Genomic DNA, 17,307 nt, shown 5'->3' on the forward strand with positions numbered 1-17,307 from the left:
GGTCACACACCCCTCATCAGCAGGGTCGCGGCGATCAGCACCGCCGTACCTCCGAACATGGAGACGGCGTACGAGCGGACGTAGCCGTTCTGGAGCTTGCGGAGCCGGCCGGAGAGACCGCCGACGGACGCCGCCGTACCGTTGACCACCCCGTCGACGAGGGTGTGGTCCACATAGACCAGGGAGCGGGTCAGATGCTCACCGCCGCGGACCAGGACCACATGGTTGAAGTCGTCCTGGAGCAGATCGCGGCGGGCCGCCCGGGTGAGCAGCGAGCCGCGCGGCGGGGTGACGGGCACCGGCCGCCGCCCGTACATCGCCCAGGCGATGGAGACCCCGATGAGCAGGGCGACCACGGTGGACGCCGTGACGGTGGCGGCGCTGATCGGCGGATGGCCGTGCTCCGCGCCGGTGACCGGCTCCAGCCAGGTGAGGAAGCGGTCGCCGATGGAGAAGAGACCGCCCGCGAAGACCGAGCCGAAGGCCAGGATCACCATCGGAATGGTCATCGACTTCGGGGACTCGTGCGGATGCGGCAGCTCCCCCCGGGCGTCCGGCTGCCAGCGCTTCTCGCCGAAGAAGGTCAGCACCATCACCCGGGTCATGTAGAACGCGGTGATGGCGGCGCCCAGCAGGGCGACCGAGCCCAGAATCCAGCCCTCGGTGCCGCCCTTGGCGAAGGCCGCCTCGATGATCTTGTCCTTGGAGAAGAAGCCGGAGAGCCCGGGGAAGCCGATGATGGCGAGATAGCCGAGCCCGAAGGTGATGAAGGTGACGGGCATATAGGTGCGCAGCCCGCCGTACTTCCGCATGTCGACCTCGTCGTTCATGCCGTGCATGACCGAACCGGCGCCCAGGAAGAGCCCGGCCTTGAAGAAGCCGTGCGTCACCAGGTGCATGATGGCGAAGACATAGCCGATGGGGCCCAGACCGGCGGCGAGGATCATATAGCCGATCTGCGACATCGTGGACCCGGCCAGCGCCTTCTTGATGTCGTCCTTGGCGCAACCGACGATCGCACCGAAGAGCAGCGTGACCGCGCCGACGACGACGACCGCGAGCTGGGCGTCCGGCGCCGCGTTGAAGATCGCGCCGGAGCGGACGATCAGATAGACACCCGCGGTGACCATGGTGGCCGCGTGGATCAGGGCCGAGACCGGGGTCGGGCCCTCCATCGCGTCCCCCAGCCAGGACTGGAGCGGCACCTGCGCCGACTTGCCGCAGGCGGCGAGCAGCAGCATCAGCCCGATCGCCGTCAGCCTGCCCTCACCGGTCTCGTCGACCGAGCCGAGCACCGGCCCGAAGGCGAAGGTGCCGAAGGTGGTGAACATCAGCATGATCGCGATCGACAGGCCGATGTCACCGACCCGGTTGACCAGGAACGCCTTCTTCGCCGCCGTCGCCGCGCTGGGCTTGTGCTGCCAGAAGCCGATCAGCAGGTACGAGGCGAGGCCGACGCCCTCCCAGCCGAAGTACAGCAGCAGATAGTTGTCGGCGAGGACGAGCAGCAGCATCGCCGCGAGGAAGAGATTGAGATAGCCGAAGAAGCGGCGGCGCCGCTCGTCGTGCTCCATGTAGCCGATCGAGTAGACATGGATCAGCGTGCCCACACCGGTGATCAGCAGGACGAAGGTCATCGAGAGCTGGTCGAGCTGGAAGGCGACATCCGCCTGGAAGCCCTCCACCGGAATCCAGCTGAACAGCTTCTGGTGCAGGGTCCGTTCGTCGGCGCTCCGGCCCAGCATGTCGAGGAAGAGCACCGCGCCGATGGCAAAGGACGCACCGGCCAGCGCGGTGCCGATCCAGTGGCCGGCGCGGTCGAGCCGCCGCCCCCCGCACAGCAGCACCGCCGCTCCGAGCAGGGGCGCGCCGATCAGCAGCGCGATCAGATTCTCAGCGTTCGTCACGGTTCAGCCCCTCACAGCTTCATCAGGCTGGCGTCGTCGACCGAGGCCGAGTGGCGGGAACGGAACAGGGACACGATGATCGCGAGTCCCACCACGACCTCGGCGGCGGCGACGACCATCGTGAAGAAGGCGATGATCTGGCCGTCGAGATTGCCGTGCATCCGGGAGAAGGCGACGAGCGCGAGATTGCAGGCGTTGAGCATCAGCTCGATGCACATGAAGACCACGATGGCGTTCCGCCGGATCAGCACTCCGGCCGCACCGATCGTGAACAGCAGCGCAGCCAGATAGAGGTAGTTGGCCGGATTCACCGATGAGCCTCCTCTCCGTCCCGGTCCCGGTCATCGGTGTTCCGGGTACGGTCATCGGGTCCATCACCTGCGGGTCCGGGGGCGTCGGGGCCGTGGCCCCCGCGTCCCAGCCGCTCCTCGGAGCGCTGCTCCAGCGCCTTGAGGTCGTCCAGCGCCTGCGTGGACACATCGCGGATCTGGCCGCGTTCGCGCAGGGTCCGGCTGACGGTCAGCTCGGACGGGGTGCCGTCGGGCAGCAGACCCGCGATATCGACGGCGTTGTGCCGGGCGTAGACGCCGGGCGCGGGCAGCGGCGGGAGCTGAACGCCCGCGCGCACCCGCTCTTCGGCCTGCTCGCGCTGGGTCCTGGCCTGCTCGGTGCGCTCGCGGTGGGTGAGCACCATCGCGCCCACCGTCGCAGTGATCAGCAGCGCGCCGGTGATCTCGAAGGCGAACACGTACTTGGTGAAGATGAGGGCGGCCAGGCCCTCCACATTGCCGCCGTGCTCGCTGTTGGCCGCGCCGAGTCCGTTGAACTCGTTCAGCGAGGCGTTGCCGAGACCGGCGACCAGGAGCACCCCGAAGCCGAGCCCGCAGAGGGCGGCCAGCCAGCGCTGGCCCTTCAGCGTCTCCTTCAGGGAGTCGGCGGCGGTGACGCCGACGAGCATGACCACGAAGAGGAAGAGCATCATGATCGCGCCGGTGTAGACGACGATCTGCACCACGCCCAGGAAGTAGGCCCCGTTGGCGAGGTAGAAGACCGCCAGGACCACCATGGTCCCGGCGAGGCAGAGGGCGCTGTGCACGGCCCGTTTCATCAGGATCGTACAGAGCGCGCCCAGCACGGCGACGGTCCCGAGCACCCAGAACTGCACGGCCTCACCGGTGGACGTGGTGGACGCGGCCAGGGTGCCCAGCGGGATCGGGCCGGTCATGCGTCCACCTCCTTGGCCTTCTCGTCGCTCTCGTCCTTCTTGTCCTTCTCGTCCTTCTCGCCCTGGGAGACGGCGGTCTGACGGACGGTCCCGGGGGCGGCCCCGGTGACGGCGCCCCGGTAGTAGTCGCCCTCGTCCATCCCGGGGTAAAGGGCGTGCGGGGAGTCGACCATGCCCTCCGTCAGCCCGGCGAGGAGCTGCTCCTTCGTATAGATCAGGTTCTCGCGGGAGCTGTCGGCCAGCTCGAACTCGTTGGTCATCGTGAGCGCCCGGGTGGGGCACGCCTCGATGCAGAGCCCGCAGAGGATGCAGCGGGCGTAGTTGATCTGATAGACGCGGCCGTACCGCTCGCCCGGCGAGTAGCGCTCCTCGTCGGTGTTGTCCGCGCCCTCCACATAGATGGCGTCGGCGGGGCACGCCCAGGCGCACAGCTCGCAGCCGACGCACTTCTCCAGCCCGTCCGGATGCCGGTTGAGCTGATGCCGGCCGTGGAAGCGCGGCGCTGTGACCTTCTGCTCCTCCGGGTACTGCTCGGTCAGCCGCCGCTTGAACATGGCCTTGAAGGTCACGCCGAAGCCGGCGACCGGGTTCTGGAACTTCTCCGATTCCTCAGACACCGTCAGCCTCCTTTCCTTCGCGAGATCCCTCACTCACAGTGTCGGGTCCACCACTGACAATCAGCTCGCGTTCACGGCGCGGGCGCCTGCGCGGCACCGGCGGCAGGGTCTGCCCGGGCAGCGGGGGAACGGGATAGCCGCCCGCCATCGGGTCGAAGTCCGGGGCCGCCGCCTCCCGGTCGCCCTGCTCCTGCTGGTCCCGCCGGTCGCGGAAGATGTCCGCGACGAAGGAGAGCAGCAGCAGGGCGATCACCGCTCCGGCGACATAGAGCACGATCTGCTGGAAGTCGTAGTTCTCGTTCCGCAGCGCCCGGACGGTCGCGACCAGCATCAGCCAGACCACCGATACCGGGATGAGCACCTTCCAGCCGAGCTTCATGAGCTGGTCGTAGCGGACCCGGGGCAGCGTGCCGCGCAGCCAGATGAAGAAGAACAGCAGCAACTGGACCTTGATGACGAACCAGAGCATCGGCCACCAGCCGTGGTTGGCGCCCTCCCAGAAGGTGGAGATCGGGTAGGGGGCCCGCCAGCCGCCCAGGAAGAGGGTGACCGACACGGCGGAGACGGTGACCATGTTGACGTACTCCGCCAGCATGAACAGCGCGAACTTGATCGAGCTGTACTCGGTGTTGAAGCCGCCGACGAGATCGCCCTCGGACTCCGGCATGTCGAACGGCGCCCGGTTGGTCTCTCCCACCATCGTGACGATGTAGATGATGAACGAGACCGGCAGCAGCAGCACATACCAGCGGTCCGCCTGCGCCTCCACGATCGCCGAGGTCGACATCGAGCCGGAGTAGAGGAAGACGGAGGCGAAGGCCGCGCCCATCGCGATCTCGTACGAGATCATCTGCGCGCAGGAGCGGAGCCCGCCGAGCAGCGGATAGGTGGAGCCGGACGACCAGCCCGCCAGCACGATGCCGTAGATGCCGACCGAGGCGACCGCGAGGACGTAGAGCATCGCGATCGGCAGATCGGTGAGCTGCATCGTGGTGCGCTGGCCGAAGATCGAGACCTCGTTGCCCGCCGGGCCGAAGGGGATGACCGCGATCGCCATGAACGCGGGGATGGCGGCGACGATCGGCGCGAGGATGTAGACGACCTTGTCCGCGCGCTTGACGACGACGTCCTCCTTCAGCATCAGCTTGACGCCGTCGGCGAGGGACTGGAGCAGCCCCCAGGGGCCGTGCCGGTTGGGGCCGATGCGCAACTGCATCCAGGCGACGACCTTGCGTTCCCAGACGATCGAGAACAGCACCGTCACCATGAGGAAGGCGAAGCAGAACACCGCCTTGATCAGCACCAGCCACCAGGGGTCGCGCCCGAACATCGAGAGGTCCTCGGCCGCGAGGACCTGCACCTGGGAGATCATGCGCGCACCTCCGGCGCCGTCGTCGCGGACTGCGGGGCGGCCGGGCCGATCCGGACCAGCTCGCCGGGGTGGGCCCCGGTGTCGGAGAGCACCCCGCCGCCGGTGGAGTTCAGCGGCAGCCAGACCACCCGGTCGGGCATCTCGGTGATCGCGAGCGGCAGCCGTACGGTGCCCGCGGGGCCGGTGACGGCCAGCTCCTCGCCGTCCTGGACGCCGGACTCGGCCGCCGTGGCCGCCGAGAGCCGGACGACGGCGGCGTGCCGGGTACCGGCCAGCGCCTCGTCACCGCGTTGCAGCAGCCCCTGGTCGAGCAGGAGGCGGTGGCCCGCGAGCACGGCCTCGCCGTCACCCGCGCGGGGCAGCGGACGGGCGGACTCCATCGGCTCGGTGGCCCCCGGTCCGCCCCAGGTGCCCAGCCGGTGCATCTCCCGGCGCACGGCGGCGACATCGGGCAGCCCGAAGGGCACGTCCATGGCGTCCGCGAGCATATGGAGCACCCGGGCGTCGGACGGGGCGAGCCCGCGGGTCATCTGCTCGGGCTTGAGCGCCGCCTCGAAGGGCCGGGCCCGGCCCTCCCAGTCGAGGAACGTGCCGGACTTCTCGGCGACCGCGGCCACCGGGAGGACCACGTCGGCCCGCTCGGTGACCTCGCTCGGCGCCAGCTCCAGGGAGACCAGGAAACCGACGGCGGCCAGGGCCTCGCGGGCCCGCGCCGGGTCGGGCAGATCGGCGACCTCGACGCCCGCGACCAGCAGGGCGCCCAGCTCGCCGGTGGCCGCCGCGGCCACGATCCGGCCGGTGTCCCGCCCATAGGCGCGCGGGAGTTCACGGACCCGCCAGATCTCGGCGGTCTCCTCACGGGCGCGCGGGTCGGTGGCGGGGCGTCCGCCGGGCAGCAGCGAGGGCAGCGCGCCCGCCTCGACCGCGCCGCGCTCACCGGCCCGGCGCGGAATCCACACCAGCCGGGCGCCGGTCGCGGTGGCGGTGCGGACGGCGGCGGTGAAGCCGCCGGGGACCGCGGCGAGCCGTTCGCCGACGACGATGACCGCGCCCTCCGCGCGCAGCGCGTCGGCGGCCTGGGCCCCGGCACCGCCCGCGTCCAGTCCGACCTGTCCGCTGAGGGCGTCCAGCCACTCGGTCTCGGTGCCGGGCGCGGCGGGCAGCAAGGTGCCGCCCGCCTTGGCCAGGCCCCGGGTGGCGTGGCTCGCGAGGGCGTAGACGCGCTGCCCGTGCTTGCGGTGGGCCTTGCGCAGCCGCAGGAAGACCCCGGGGGCCTCCTCCTCGGCCTCGAAGCCGACGAGCAGGACCGCGGGGGCGCGCTCCAGGAGCGCATAGGTCACGGCCCGACCGCCGTCCGCGAGGTCGCGGCCCTTTCCGGCCACCCGCGCGGCGAGGAAGTCGGCCTCCTCCGGGGAGTGGACCCGGGCCCGGAAGTCGATGTCGTTGGTGTCGAGGGCGACCCGGGCGAACTTGGCGTACGCGTAGGCATCCTCGACGGTGAGCCGGCCGCCGGTGAGCACCCCCGCCCGGCCGCGGGCCGCGCCCAGACCGGCCGCCGCCGCTTCGAGCGCCTCGGGCCAGCTCGCGGGCCGGAGCGCGCCATCGGCGTCGCGCACCAGCGGGGTGGTGAGCCGGTCCTTGCCCTGGGCGTAGCGGAAGGCGAACCGCCCCTTGTCGCAGATCCACTCCTCGTTGACCTCGGGGTCGTCGGCGGCGAGCCGCCGCATGACCTTGCCCCGGCGGTGGTCGGTGCGGGTGGCGCAGCCCCCGGCGCAGTGCTCGCAGACGCTCGGCGAGGAGACCAGGTCGAAGGGGCGGGAACGGAAGCGGTAGGCGGCCGAGGTCAGCGCGCCCACCGGACAGATCTGGATGGTGTTGCCGGAGAAGTACGAGGCGAAGGGGTCGCCCTCACCGGTGCCGACCTGCTGGAGCGCGCCCCGTTCCACGAGTTCGATCATCGGGTCGCCCGCGATCTGGTTCGAGAAGCGGGTACAGCGGGCGCACAGCACACAGCGCTCGCGGTCGAGCAGCACCTGGGTGGAGATCGGTACCGGCTTCTCGTAGGTCCGCTTCCTGCCCTCGAAGCGGGACTCGGCCCCGCCGTGGGACATCGCCTGGTTCTGGAGGGGGCACTCGCCGCCCTTGTCGCAGACGGGGCAGTCCAGCGGATGGTTGATCAGCAGCAGCTCCATCACGCCCTGCTGCGCCTTCTCGGCGGCGGGCGAGGTGAGCTGCGACCTGACCACCATGCCGTCGGTGCAGGTGATGGTGCAGGAGGCCATCGGCTTGCGCTGGCCCTCGACCTCGACGATGCACTGGCGGCAGGCTCCGGCGGGGTCCAGCAGGGGGTGGTCGCAGAAGCGGGGGATCTCGATGCCGAGGAGTTCGGCGGCCCGGATGACGAGCGTCCCCTTGGGCACGCTGATCTCCGCGCCGTCGATGGTCAGCGTGACCAGGTCCTCGGGCGGCTTGGCCGCCTGGCCACCCCCGGAGGGAGCGCCGGTGGTCACGGTCATGCGGTCACCTCCGTGGGGTGGTCGGCCCAAGCGGTGGACTTGGCCGGGTCGAAGGGGCAGCCCGCTCCGTCGAGGTGCGCCTCGTACTCCGCGCGGAAGTAGCGGAGCGAGGAGAAGATCGGGGACGCGGCGCCGTCGCCGAGGGCGCAGAAGGACTTGCCGTTGATGTTGTCGGCGATGTCCGCGAGCTTGTCGAGGTCGGCGGGCGCGCCCTTGCCGTCCTCGATGTCGCGCAGGAGCTGGACGAGCCAGTAGGTGCCCTCGCGGCAGGGGGTGCACTTGCCGCAGGACTCATGGGCGTAGAACTCGGTCCAGCGGGTGACGGCCCGCACCACGCAGGTGGTCTCGTCGAAGCACTGGAGCGCCTTGGTGCCGAGCATGGACCCGGCGGCGGCGACGCCCTCGTAGTCGAGGGGGACGTCGAGGTGTTCCTCGGTGAGCAGCGGGGTGGAGGAGCCGCCGGGGGTCCAGAACTTCAGCCGGTGGCCGGGGCGCATGCCGCCGCTCATGTCGAGGAGCTGGCGCAGGGTGATCCCGAGCGGGGCCTCGTACTGTCCGGGGCTCGCCACATGGCCGCTGAGCGAGTAGAGCGTGAAGCCCGCGGACTTATCGCTGCCCATCGAACGGAACCAGTCCTTGCCCCGGTGCAGGATCGCGGGAACCGACGCGATGGACTCGACGTTGTTCACCACAGTGGGGCACGCGTACAGACCGGCGACCGCGGGGAAGGGGGGTCGCAGCCGGGGCTGGCCGCGGCGTCCTTCGAGCGAGTCGAGCAGCGCGGTCTCCTCACCGCAGATGTACGCGCCCGCGCCCGCGTGCACCGTGATGTCGAGATCGAGTCCGCTGCCGAGGATGTTCCGGCCCAGATAGCCCGCTTCATAGGCTTCCCGTACGGCCTCGTGGAGCCTGCGGAGGACGGGGACGACCTCGCCGCGCAGATAGATGAAGGCATGGTTCGAACGGATCGCCCAACAGGCGATGATCATCCCCTCGATGAGGGAATGCGGGTTGGCGAAGAGGAGCGGGATGTCCTTGCAGGTCCCGGGCTCCGATTCGTCGGCGTTGACAACTAGATAGTGCGGTTTGCCGTCTCCCTGGGGGATGAACTGCCACTTCATCCCGGTGGGGAAGCCCGCGCCGCCCCGGCCGCGCAGCCCGGAGTCCTTGACATGGGCGATGAGGTCGTCGGGGGCCATGGCCAGGGCCTTGCGCAGGCCCTGGTAGCCGTCGTGGCGCCGATAGGTCTCCAGCGTCCAGGACTCCTCCTCGTCCCAGAAGGCCGACAGGACGGGGGTCAGGAGCTGCTCGGGGCCCTGTCCCTCGTCGGCCGGGGGACGGGCGGTGTCGCCCTGCTCCGTGGACAAGGTCATCACTCCCCCTCCTCGGTGACCGGCCCGGACGGGTGGCCGGGGCCGGAGTCCGCGGTGGGCCGCGGTGCGTCCTGTGGGCCGCGGTGCCGGGAACCGGGCCGGGGCGTGTCCTGGGCGGTCTCGCCGCGGGGGGCGACCACCTTCGCCGGGCCCTCGCCCTTGGCCAGCCGGAGCCCGACGAGGGAGGCGGGTCCGGCGCCGCCGCTCGCGGCGGTGGCCCCGGGGCGCTCGTCCGGGAATCCGGCGAGGATGCGGGCGGTCTCCCGGAAGGTGCACAGGGGCGCGCCGCGGGTGGGGCTCACGGGGCGGCCCGCGCGCAGGTCGTCCACGAGGGCGCGGGCGGACGCGGGGGTCTGGTTGTCGAAGAACTCCCAGTTCACCATCACCACGGGGGCGAAGTCGCAGGCCGCGTTGCACTCGATGTGCTCCAGCGTGACCTTGCCGTCCTCGGTGGTCCCGTTGTTGCCGACGCCGAGGTGTTCCTTGAGGTCCTCGAAGATGGCGTCCCCGCCCATGACGGCGCAGAGGGTGTTGGTGCAGACCCCGACCTGGTAGTCGCCGGAGGGCCCGCGGCGGTACATGGTGTAGAAGGTGGCCACGGCGGTGACCTCGGCGGTGGTCAGATCGAGCACCTCGGCGCAGAAGCGCATACCGGTGCGGGAGACGAAGCCCTCCTCGGACTGCACCAGGTGGAGCAGCGGCAGCAGTGCCGAACGGGAGTCGGGGTAGCGGGAGATGACGTCCTTGGCGTCCGTCTCCAGCCTGGCCCGCACCTCGGCCGGGTAGTCGGGGGCGGGGAGCTGGGGCATCCCGAGCGCCACTTCCTGCTTGGGCGACTGGGCCGTCATCGGTCGACGCCTCCCATCACGGGGTCGATGGACGCGACGGCGACGATGACGTCGGCGACCTGGCCGCCCTCGCACATCGCCGCCATGGACTGGAGGTTGGTGAAGGAGGGGTCCCGGAAGTGGACCCGGTAGGGGCGGGTGCCGCCGTCGGAGACGACATGGGCGCCGAGTTCGCCCTTGGGGGATTCGACGGCCGCGTACGCCTGTCCGGCGGGGACCCTGAACCCCTCAGTGACCAGCTTGAAGTGGTGGATCAGGGCCTCCATGGAGGTGCCCATGATCTTCTTGATGTGGTCGAGGGAGTTGCCGAGTCCATCGGGCCCGAGGGCGAGCTGCGCGGGCCAGGCGATCTTCTTGTCGGCGACCATGACGGGGCCGGGGGCGAGCCGTTCGACGCACTGCTCGACGATCCGCAGCGACTGCCGCATCTCCTCCAGACGGATCAGGAAGCGGCCGTAGGAGTCGCAGGTGTCGGCGGTGGGGACCTCGAAGTCGTAGGTCTCGTAACCGCAGTACGGGTCGGTCTTGCGCAGGTCGTGCGGCAGCCCGGCGGCGCGCAGGATCGGGCCGGTGGCGCCCAGCGCCATGCAGCCGGTCAGGTCGAGATGGCCGATGCCCTGCATCCGGGCCTTGAAGATGGGGTTGCCGGTGGCGAGCTTGTCGTACTCCGGCAGGTTCTTCTTCATGGTCTTCACGAACTCGCGCAGCCGGTCCACGGCGCCCGCGGGCAGATCCTGGGCGAGGCCGCCGGGGCGGATGTAGGCGTGGTTCATCCGCAGCCCGGTGATCAGCTCATAGAGGTCGAGGATCAGCTCGCGGTCGCGGAAGCCGTAGATCATGATGGTGGTGGCGCCCAGCTCCATGCCGCCGGTGGCGATGCACACCAGATGCGAGGAGAGCCGGTTCAGCTCCATCAGCAGCACCCGGATGACGGAGGCGCGGTCCGGGATCTGGTCCTCGATGCCCAGCAGCTTCTCGACCGCGAGGCAGTAGGCCGCCTCGTTGAAGAAGGGCGTGAGGTAGTCCATGCGCGTCACGAAGGTGGTGCCCTGGGTCCAGTTCCGGAATTCGAGGTTCTTCTCGATGCCGGTGTGGAGGTAGCCGATACCGCAGCGGGCCTCGGTGACGGTCTCGCCGTCGATCTCCAGGATCAGCCGGAGCACTCCGTGGGTGGACGGGTGCTGGGGCCCCATGTTGACGACGATGCGCTCGTCGTCGGCGCGGGCGGCGCTCTCGGCGACCTCGTCCCAGTCGCCGCCGGTGACCGTGTAGACCGTGCCTTCGGTGGTCTCGCGGGACTGGGCGGGCGCGGTCCCGCCGGAGGGGTCCGCCGGGGCGTCCACCGGGTGGTCCGCGGGGTGGTCCGCGTGGGAAGTGGCCATCAGCTGTACGACCTCCGCTGGTCCGGAGCCGGGATCTGGGCGCCCTTGTACTCGACGGCGATGCCACCGAGCGGATAGTCCTTGCGCTGGGGGAAGCCCTGCCAGTCGTCCGGCATCATGATTCGGGTGAGGGCGGGGTGGCCGTCGAAGACCAGGCCGAAGAAGTCGTAGGTCTCGCGCTCGTGCCAGTCGTTGGTGGGATAGACGGAGACCAGCGACGGGATGTGCGGATCGGCGTCGGGGGCGCTGACCTCGACGCGGATCAGCCGGCCGTGGGTGAGCGAGCGCAGATGGTAGACGGCGTGCAGCTCGCGGCCCTTGTCCTCGGGGTAGTGGACCCCGCTGACCCCGGTGCACAGCTCGAAGCGGAGCGCGGGGTCGTCGCGCAGGGTGCGGGCGACCTGGAGCAGATGCTCCCGTTCGATGTGGAAGGTCAGCTCCCCCCGGTCCACGACGGTCTGCGCGATGGCGTGCTCGGGGACGAGCCCCTGTTCTTCGAGCGCGCCCTCCAGCTCGTCGGCGACCTCGTCGAACCAGCCGCCGTAGGGGCGGGAGGCCGGGCCCGGCAGCCGTACGGAGCGGACGAGTCCGCCGTAGCCGGAGGTGTCGCCGCCGTTGGCGGCGCCGAACATGCCGCGCTGGACGCGGATCTCCTCGCCGTGCTCACCGCGCTGGCCGGGGAGGTTCTGCTCGCTGAGTTCCTTCTCGGGGTTCGGCTGGTCCGTCATCGCCCCTCCTCGGGGGCCGTGCCCCGGCCACTGCGGCGCGGGGGTGCGGCCCGGTCCTTGGTCGGCCGCCCGGCCGCGGGGTGTGTCCCGCTCACCGGAGCAGTCCCTTCATCTCGATCAGCGGCAGCGCCTTGAGCGCCGCCTGCTCCGCCTCCCGGGCCGCCTCCTCCGCGTTCACGCCGAGGTGCGAGGACTGGATCTTCTGGTGCAGCTTGAGGATCGCGTCCATCAGCATCTCGGGGCGGGGCGGGCAGCCGGGCAGATAGATGTCCACGGGGACGATGTGGTCGACGCCCTGCACGATCGCGTAGTTGTTGAACATCCCGCCGGAGGACGCGCAGACGCCCATGGAGATGACCCACTTGGGGTTGGGCATCTGGTCGTAGACCTGCCGCAGCACCGGGGCCATCTTCTGGCTGACCCGGCCGGCCACGATCATCAGATCGGCCTGGCGCGGCGAGCCGCGGAAGACCTCCATACCGAAGCGGGCCAGGTCGTACCGGCCCGCGCCGGTGGTCATCATCTCGATGGCGCAGCAGGCCAGGCCGAAGGTGGCGGGGAAGACCGACGCCTTGCGCACCCAGCCGGCGGCCTGTTCCACGGTGGTCAGCAGAAAACCGCTCGGCAGCTTCTCTTCGAGTCCCATTGGTCGCTCAGCCCCTCAGCCTCAGTCCCATTCCAGACCGCCGCGCCGCCAGACATACGCGTACGCGACGAACACGGTGAGCACGAAGAGCAGCATCTCGACGAGCCCGAAAAGCCCCAGCGCGTCAAAGCTGACCGCCCAGGGGTAGAGAAAGACGATTTCGATGTCGAAGACGATGAAGAGCATCGCCGTCAGGTAGTACTTGATGGGAAAGCGACCGCCTCCGGCCGGCGTCGGTGTCGGCTCGATGCCGCACTCGTACGCTTCGAGCTTTGCCCGGTTGTACCGCTTGGGGCCGATCAACGTGGCCATGACCACGGAGAAGATCGCAAACCCTGCCCCGAGGGCGCCGAGCACAAGGATGGGCGCGTAGGCATTCACCCTCCTCGCTCCTTCCAGTCGTCCTTGACCGAGTGGACCGCACCGGGCGTCTGGCGCTCCGTCACAAAGATCGCGTTCATGTGAGGCAGTTCACAAGCCCGATTGCCCCGCATCCTATGCCCGCCGGTCTGTGATCTGCGACACGGGGTCGGGAACCACTCTTGTGATCTCCACCACCCGGCGAACGATCATGAACTCGGATGAGGCGTGATCTTCATACGTGAAGCACGCAGTTGATCACCAGAGGTGACATCTCTTGAGGTTTTCGCTGGTGAAAGGCGTCTTGCACTATCAAGCCTATGCCTGCTCGGGCAAATTGGCGGTGGCCGCGATCAAGTGATAGTAAGCCTTGCCTCACCTGGCGCGGAGCGCCCTCGCCGCCGCCGCGGAAGGGGCGGGCGGGGCCCCGTCGGCACACCGTCCGGCCCGCCGCCCGGCAGGCATCACCCCGTCACCTTTCGGACACCGTCCGCACACACGACCGAAGTCGATCTGTGACCTGCGCCACGCCGTCCCGGCACCAGGAACACCGGGCTTGGCCAATGATCCGCAAGAGTGGTAAGCGAATGGCAATTCGGACTTTTTTCTGAAAGTCCATGATCACGGCCATGATCACTGACGCCCGCTTTGTCCGTTGTGGCGTCAATAAGAGCCCACAGAAAACGGATTGATTCATTCCGATCGTAACTGTGGCGCAACCCACGTTTGTTGTCGGGAACCGGCCGCGGCTGATAGCGGTTGTTCCCATGTCCCACACCGCTCAGATAACCAGCCACCGGAAGCCGCGCCGCCCCAGCGCCTCCGCCATGGCGCTCCGCGCCGGAGTCGCCGGTGGTGTCCTCAGCACCATCGCGGTGGCCGGGTCCGCCGGAACGGCGAACGCCGAGCCGGTGACCGAGACCATCGAGATGCCCGTCCTCTCCCCCACCGCCGGTCTCGCGCTGGCCGTCGAGGAGTCCGTCCAGTCCCAGCAGCAAATCGCCTTCGAGCAGGACGCCCAGGCCCGCGAGGACTCCGCCGCCGACCGCGCCGCGAAGACCGCGAAGAAGGCCAAGGCCGAAGCGGTACGCCTGGCCGAGGCGGAGAAGAAGGCCGAGGAGAAGCGGGAACGCGAGGAGGCCGCCGCCGCGCGCGCCGCCGAGCAGGAGCGGGCCGCCCGCGCCGCCGAGCGCACCGACCTCTCCACCGCCCGTACGGCGAGCGCCCCTTCGTCCGGTGCCACCGGAGGAACGACGGGCGGCTCCCAGAGCCAGGCCCCGAGCACCTCCGCCCCGGCGTCCGGCAGCGTGGCCACCGTCATCAACTTCCTCAAGGCGCAGCTCGGCGACGCCTATGTGATGGGCGCCACCGGCCCCAACTCCTGGGACTGCTCCAGCCTGGTCCAGGCGGCCTTCCGCCAGGTGGGCGTCGACCTGCCGCGGATCTCCCAGGAGCAGTCCACCGCCGGTACCCCGGTCGCTCTCTCCAACCTCCAGGTGGGCGACATCCTCTACTGGGGCAACGCGGGCAGCGCGTACCACACCGGCGTCTACATCGGCGGCGGCCAGTACCTCGACGCCGCGAACCCCGCCAAGGGTGTGGTCATCCAGGATCTGTCGGGCTACCCGGCGACGGGCGCGGTGCGCGTGCTCTGAGCGGACCCCACGGGCCCCGAAACGGGCCCCTGAGCCGACTCCTCCGCACGTGAACGGGCTCGAACGGGCTTTGAACGGGCTTGAACGGGGCTCCGAGCGGCCCTGAACGGGCTCCGGAGCGCCGGGCCCACGGCCGACGGGGCCGACGGGAATCTCTCCCGTCGGCCCCGTCGTCGTCCCATCGCCGTGATCGGCGTCCCGGGCGGACCGGACCTCCTGAAGTGGCCCGGCCCGCCCGGCAGTCGCACTCTCCCCCTCCCGTCGGCCGGAGTGGCCGTGCCGACGGAACCGGTGCGACCGGACTGTGGCTCAGATCCCGGCCGGGGCCGCCCCGTCCAGGGACGGGTCCCACGAGCCGTCGTCGTCGCCCGTGCCGATGGGCACGGCCGTTCCCCCGAGGACGGCGAGGACCGGGAAGAGCGTGGCAGAGAAGGTGAAGGTGTTCATGGTGTATCCCCCGTGAGTGCTGTGCTGACTGCTGACGTGCTGCGCCGGTGCCCTGACGTGCGGGGTGCGGCATGCCGTGCTCGATCGGCGCCGGGTCGTGCCCGGTGGTGCCGGGCCGTGCCCTGTGGCGCCGGGCCCACCGTCCGGATCGGTGGACGGGTTCCAGACTGCGGGCCCCGGCACCCGTCCGGCAACACTGATCGTGTCCGGGACAGCAGTCCGCTGTCCGGGACAACGAAAGCGCAGCTCACAAGGGGTGGAACAGCAGAGCGGGACAGCGGGGCCCGATGTCCGGCCCGCTGTCCCGCTCCGAGGTTTTCTCCGTGGGGCGCTCAGGCCCGGGGGGCCACCCGCGACAGCCCGTTGATGATGCGGTCCATCGCGTCCCCGCCCGTCGGGTCGGTCAGGTTCGCCAGCAGTTTGAGCGTGAAACGCATCAGCACCGGGTGGGAGAGTCCCCGGTCGGCCGCCAGCTTCATGATCTTCGGGTTGCCGATCAGCTTCACAAAGGCACGGCCCAGCGTGTAGTAGCCGCCGTAGGTGTCCTTGAGGATCTTCGGGTAGCGCTGGAGGGCCAGCTCCCGCTGGGCCGGGGTGGCACGGGCGTGGGCCTGCACGATGACCTCGGCGGCGATCTGCGCGGACTCCATCGCGTAGGCGATGCCCTCGCCGTTGAACGGGTTGACCAGACCGCCCGCGTCACCGATGAGCAACAGCCCCCGGGTGTAGTGCGGCTGCCGGTTGAAGGCCATCGGCAGCGCGGCGCCCCGGATCGGGCCCGTCATGTTCTCCTCGGTGTAGCCCCACTCCTCGGGCATCGAGGCGCACCACGCCTTCAGCACCTCGCGCCAGTCCAGCTCCTTGAAGGAGGAGGACGTGTTGAGCACGCCCAGACCCACGTTGGAGGTGCCGTCGCCCATGCCGAAGATCCAGCCGTAGCCGGGGAGGAGGCGGTCCGGGCCGGGGCCGCGGCGGTCCCACAGTTCGAGCCAGGACTCCAGATAGTCGTCGTCGTGCCGGGGCGAGGTGAAGTACGTCCGTACCGCCACGCCCATGGGGCGGTCCTCACGGCGGTGCAGCCCCATCGCCAGGGAGATCCGGGAGGAGTTGCCGTCGGCGGCGACGACCAGCGGGGCGTGGAAGGTGACCGGGGTCCGCTCCTCGCCGAGCTTCGCCTCCACCCCGGTGATCCGGCCGGTGCGGGCGTCGATGACGGGCGCGCCGACATTGCAGCGCTCGTACAGCCGCGCCCCCGCCTTCTGCGCCTGCCGGGCGAGCTGCTCGTCGAAGTCGTCGCGCTTGCGCACGAGTCCGTAGTCCGGGTAGGCGGCCAGCTCCGGCCAGTCGAGCTGGAGCCGCATCCCGCCACCGATGATCCGCAGCCCCTTGTTCCGCAGCCAGCCGGCCTCCTCGGAGATGTCGATCCCCATCGAGACGAGCTGCTTGGTGGCGCGCGGGGTGAGGCCGTCGCCGCAGACCTTCTCGCGCGGGAAGGCCGTCTTCTCCAGCAGCAGGACGTCAAGTCCCGCCTTGGCCAGGTAGTACGCGGCAGTGGAACCGGCCGGGCCCGCCCCGACGACGATCACATCGGCACTGTGCTCGGAGAGGGGCTCGGTCACGGTTGAATCTCCCGAAGACTCGATCAGACGTGCTTGTACGGCACAGGACGTGTGCAGTCTATGGGGACGTACTGATCCACCGACCGAAGGGCTCCCTCATGAGCAGGCTCCTCCCCGCCGTCACCCTGCGTGTGCCCACCGACGAGGACGCCCTCGCCTGGCACCGGGTCTTCGCGGACTCCGAGGTGATGCGGTACCTGGGCGGGCGCCCGTCCGAGCTGTCCGTGTACGAGGAACTGACGGCGCGCCAGCGCCGCCACGACGCCGAACTCGGCTACTGCCTGTGGACGCTGCTCGACGAGGAGGGCGAGGTCATCGGGTTCACCGGCGCCCAGCCCTGGCCGCACCGGGACCGGGGTCCGGTCGGCGAGATCGAGATCGGCTGGCGGCTGGGGCGGGCGGCCTGGGGGAAGGGCTACGCGAGCGCCGCCGCCGACACCACACTGGAGCGGCTGCGCACAGCGGGCGTCGACCGGGTCGTCGCGGTCGTGGACTCCGGCAACGAGCGCTCCATCGCGGTGACCCGGCGGCTGGGGATGGAGGCGGGCGAGAGCCACGAGGTGACGCCGGGGCGGACGGCGCGCTGCTTCCGGCTGGCGCTGTAGCCGGTCC

At 70.1% G+C, this 17,307-nt stretch carries 16 protein-coding genes; 2 read left to right on the top strand and 14 right to left on the bottom strand.

All coding sequences use genetic code 11. From position 1 onward, the window contains the following. Positions 1 to 2: 2 nt before the first annotated feature. From nuoL to CRV15_RS10675, 12 genes are all read right to left on the bottom strand, one after another. Entirely contained in the window at positions 3 to 1,907 is a 1,905-nt protein-coding gene (gene nuoL, locus CRV15_RS10620) for an NADH-quinone oxidoreductase subunit L (RefSeq protein ID WP_003956206.1), read from the bottom strand. An 11-nt stretch (positions 1,908 to 1,918) separates the two neighbouring features. Continuing rightward, positions 1,919 to 2,218 (bottom strand): NADH-quinone oxidoreductase subunit NuoK, encoded by a 300-nt coding sequence (nuoK, locus tag CRV15_RS10625; protein WP_003956205.1) that lies wholly within the window; start codon positions 2,216 to 2,218, stop codon positions 1,919 to 1,921. Beyond that, a complete protein-coding gene (locus CRV15_RS10630; RefSeq protein ID WP_003961476.1) occupies positions 2,215 to 3,132 on the bottom strand; it encodes an NADH-quinone oxidoreductase subunit J in 918 nt (305 codons plus the stop codon). The genes nuoK and CRV15_RS10630 overlap by 4 nt, the downstream gene beginning before the upstream one ends. Next, a complete protein-coding gene (gene nuoI, locus CRV15_RS10635; RefSeq protein ID WP_003961475.1) occupies positions 3,129 to 3,749 on the bottom strand; it encodes an NADH-quinone oxidoreductase subunit NuoI in 621 nt (206 codons plus the stop codon). The genes CRV15_RS10630 and nuoI overlap by 4 nt, the downstream gene beginning before the upstream one ends. Beyond that, positions 3,742 to 5,121 (bottom strand): NADH-quinone oxidoreductase subunit NuoH, encoded by a 1,380-nt coding sequence (gene nuoH, locus CRV15_RS10640; RefSeq protein WP_003956202.1) that lies wholly within the window; start codon positions 5,119 to 5,121, stop codon positions 3,742 to 3,744. The genes nuoI and nuoH overlap by 8 nt, the downstream gene beginning before the upstream one ends. Further along, positions 5,118 to 7,637 (bottom strand): NADH-quinone oxidoreductase subunit G, encoded by a 2,520-nt coding sequence (locus tag CRV15_RS10645; RefSeq protein WP_003956201.1) that lies wholly within the window; start codon positions 7,635 to 7,637, stop codon positions 5,118 to 5,120. The genes nuoH and CRV15_RS10645 overlap by 4 nt, the downstream gene beginning before the upstream one ends. After that, positions 7,634 to 9,010, bottom strand: coding sequence for an NADH-quinone oxidoreductase subunit NuoF (gene nuoF / locus CRV15_RS10650; RefSeq protein ID WP_003961474.1), 1,377 nt, complete (start codon positions 9,008 to 9,010; stop codon positions 7,634 to 7,636). The genes CRV15_RS10645 and nuoF overlap by 4 nt, the downstream gene beginning before the upstream one ends. Continuing rightward, the gene (gene nuoE, locus CRV15_RS10655) at positions 9,010 to 9,858 is read right to left on the bottom strand and encodes an NADH-quinone oxidoreductase subunit NuoE (protein WP_003956199.1); all 849 of its coding nucleotides are present in this window, start codon (positions 9,856 to 9,858) and stop codon (positions 9,010 to 9,012) included. Before nuoE ends, nuoF begins: the two co-directional genes overlap by 1 nt. Beyond that, a complete protein-coding gene (locus tag CRV15_RS10660) occupies positions 9,855 to 11,240 on the bottom strand; it encodes an NADH-quinone oxidoreductase subunit D (protein WP_003961473.1) in 1,386 nt (461 codons plus the stop codon). The genes nuoE and CRV15_RS10660 overlap by 4 nt, the downstream gene beginning before the upstream one ends. Continuing rightward, positions 11,240 to 11,968, bottom strand: coding sequence for an NADH-quinone oxidoreductase subunit C (locus CRV15_RS10665; RefSeq protein WP_003956197.1), 729 nt, complete (start codon positions 11,966 to 11,968; stop codon positions 11,240 to 11,242). The genes CRV15_RS10660 and CRV15_RS10665 overlap by 1 nt, the downstream gene beginning before the upstream one ends. Positions 11,969 to 12,059: 91 nt before the next feature. Continuing rightward, positions 12,060 to 12,614: a NuoB/complex I 20 kDa subunit family protein gene (locus tag CRV15_RS10670; protein ID WP_003956196.1), complete on the bottom strand. Its 555-nt coding sequence runs from the start codon at positions 12,612 to 12,614 to the stop codon at positions 12,060 to 12,062. A gap of 21 nt (positions 12,615 to 12,635) precedes the next feature. Continuing rightward, a complete protein-coding gene (locus tag CRV15_RS10675; RefSeq protein ID WP_003956195.1) occupies positions 12,636 to 12,995 on the bottom strand; it encodes an NADH-quinone oxidoreductase subunit A in 360 nt (119 codons plus the stop codon). Positions 12,996 to 13,741: 746 nt separating this feature from the next. Between CRV15_RS10675 and CRV15_RS10680 the strand changes: the two genes are divergently transcribed. Continuing rightward, positions 13,742 to 14,629: a C40 family peptidase gene (locus CRV15_RS10680; protein ID WP_003961472.1), complete on the top strand. Its 888-nt coding sequence runs from the start codon at positions 13,742 to 13,744 to the stop codon at positions 14,627 to 14,629. Positions 14,630 to 14,938: 309 nt separating this feature from the next. Here CRV15_RS10680 and CRV15_RS36665 read toward each other — a convergent pair whose 3' ends face one another. Together CRV15_RS36665 and CRV15_RS10690 are read right to left on the bottom strand one after the other, a co-directional pair. Continuing rightward, positions 14,939 to 15,076: a hypothetical protein gene (locus CRV15_RS36665; RefSeq protein ID WP_009997276.1), complete on the bottom strand. Its 138-nt coding sequence runs from the start codon at positions 15,074 to 15,076 to the stop codon at positions 14,939 to 14,941. 332 nt (positions 15,077 to 15,408) lie between these two features. Further along, positions 15,409 to 16,695: a geranylgeranyl reductase family protein gene (locus CRV15_RS10690; RefSeq protein ID WP_003956191.1), complete on the bottom strand. Its 1,287-nt coding sequence runs from the start codon at positions 16,693 to 16,695 to the stop codon at positions 15,409 to 15,411. Positions 16,696 to 16,793: 98 nt separating this feature from the next. On the opposite strand from CRV15_RS10690, the gene CRV15_RS10695 reads away from it, so the two are divergent. Beyond that, positions 16,794 to 17,300 carry a GNAT family N-acetyltransferase gene (locus tag CRV15_RS10695; RefSeq protein WP_003956190.1) on the top strand — a complete coding sequence of 169 codons (507 nt, stop codon included), beginning with the start codon at positions 16,794 to 16,796 and terminating at the stop codon, positions 17,298 to 17,300. Positions 17,301 to 17,307 lie beyond the last annotated feature (7 nt).

It is taken from the genome of Streptomyces clavuligerus (assembly GCF_005519465.1).
Lineage (GTDB): Bacteria > Actinomycetota > Actinomycetes > Streptomycetales > Streptomycetaceae > Streptomyces > Streptomyces clavuligerus.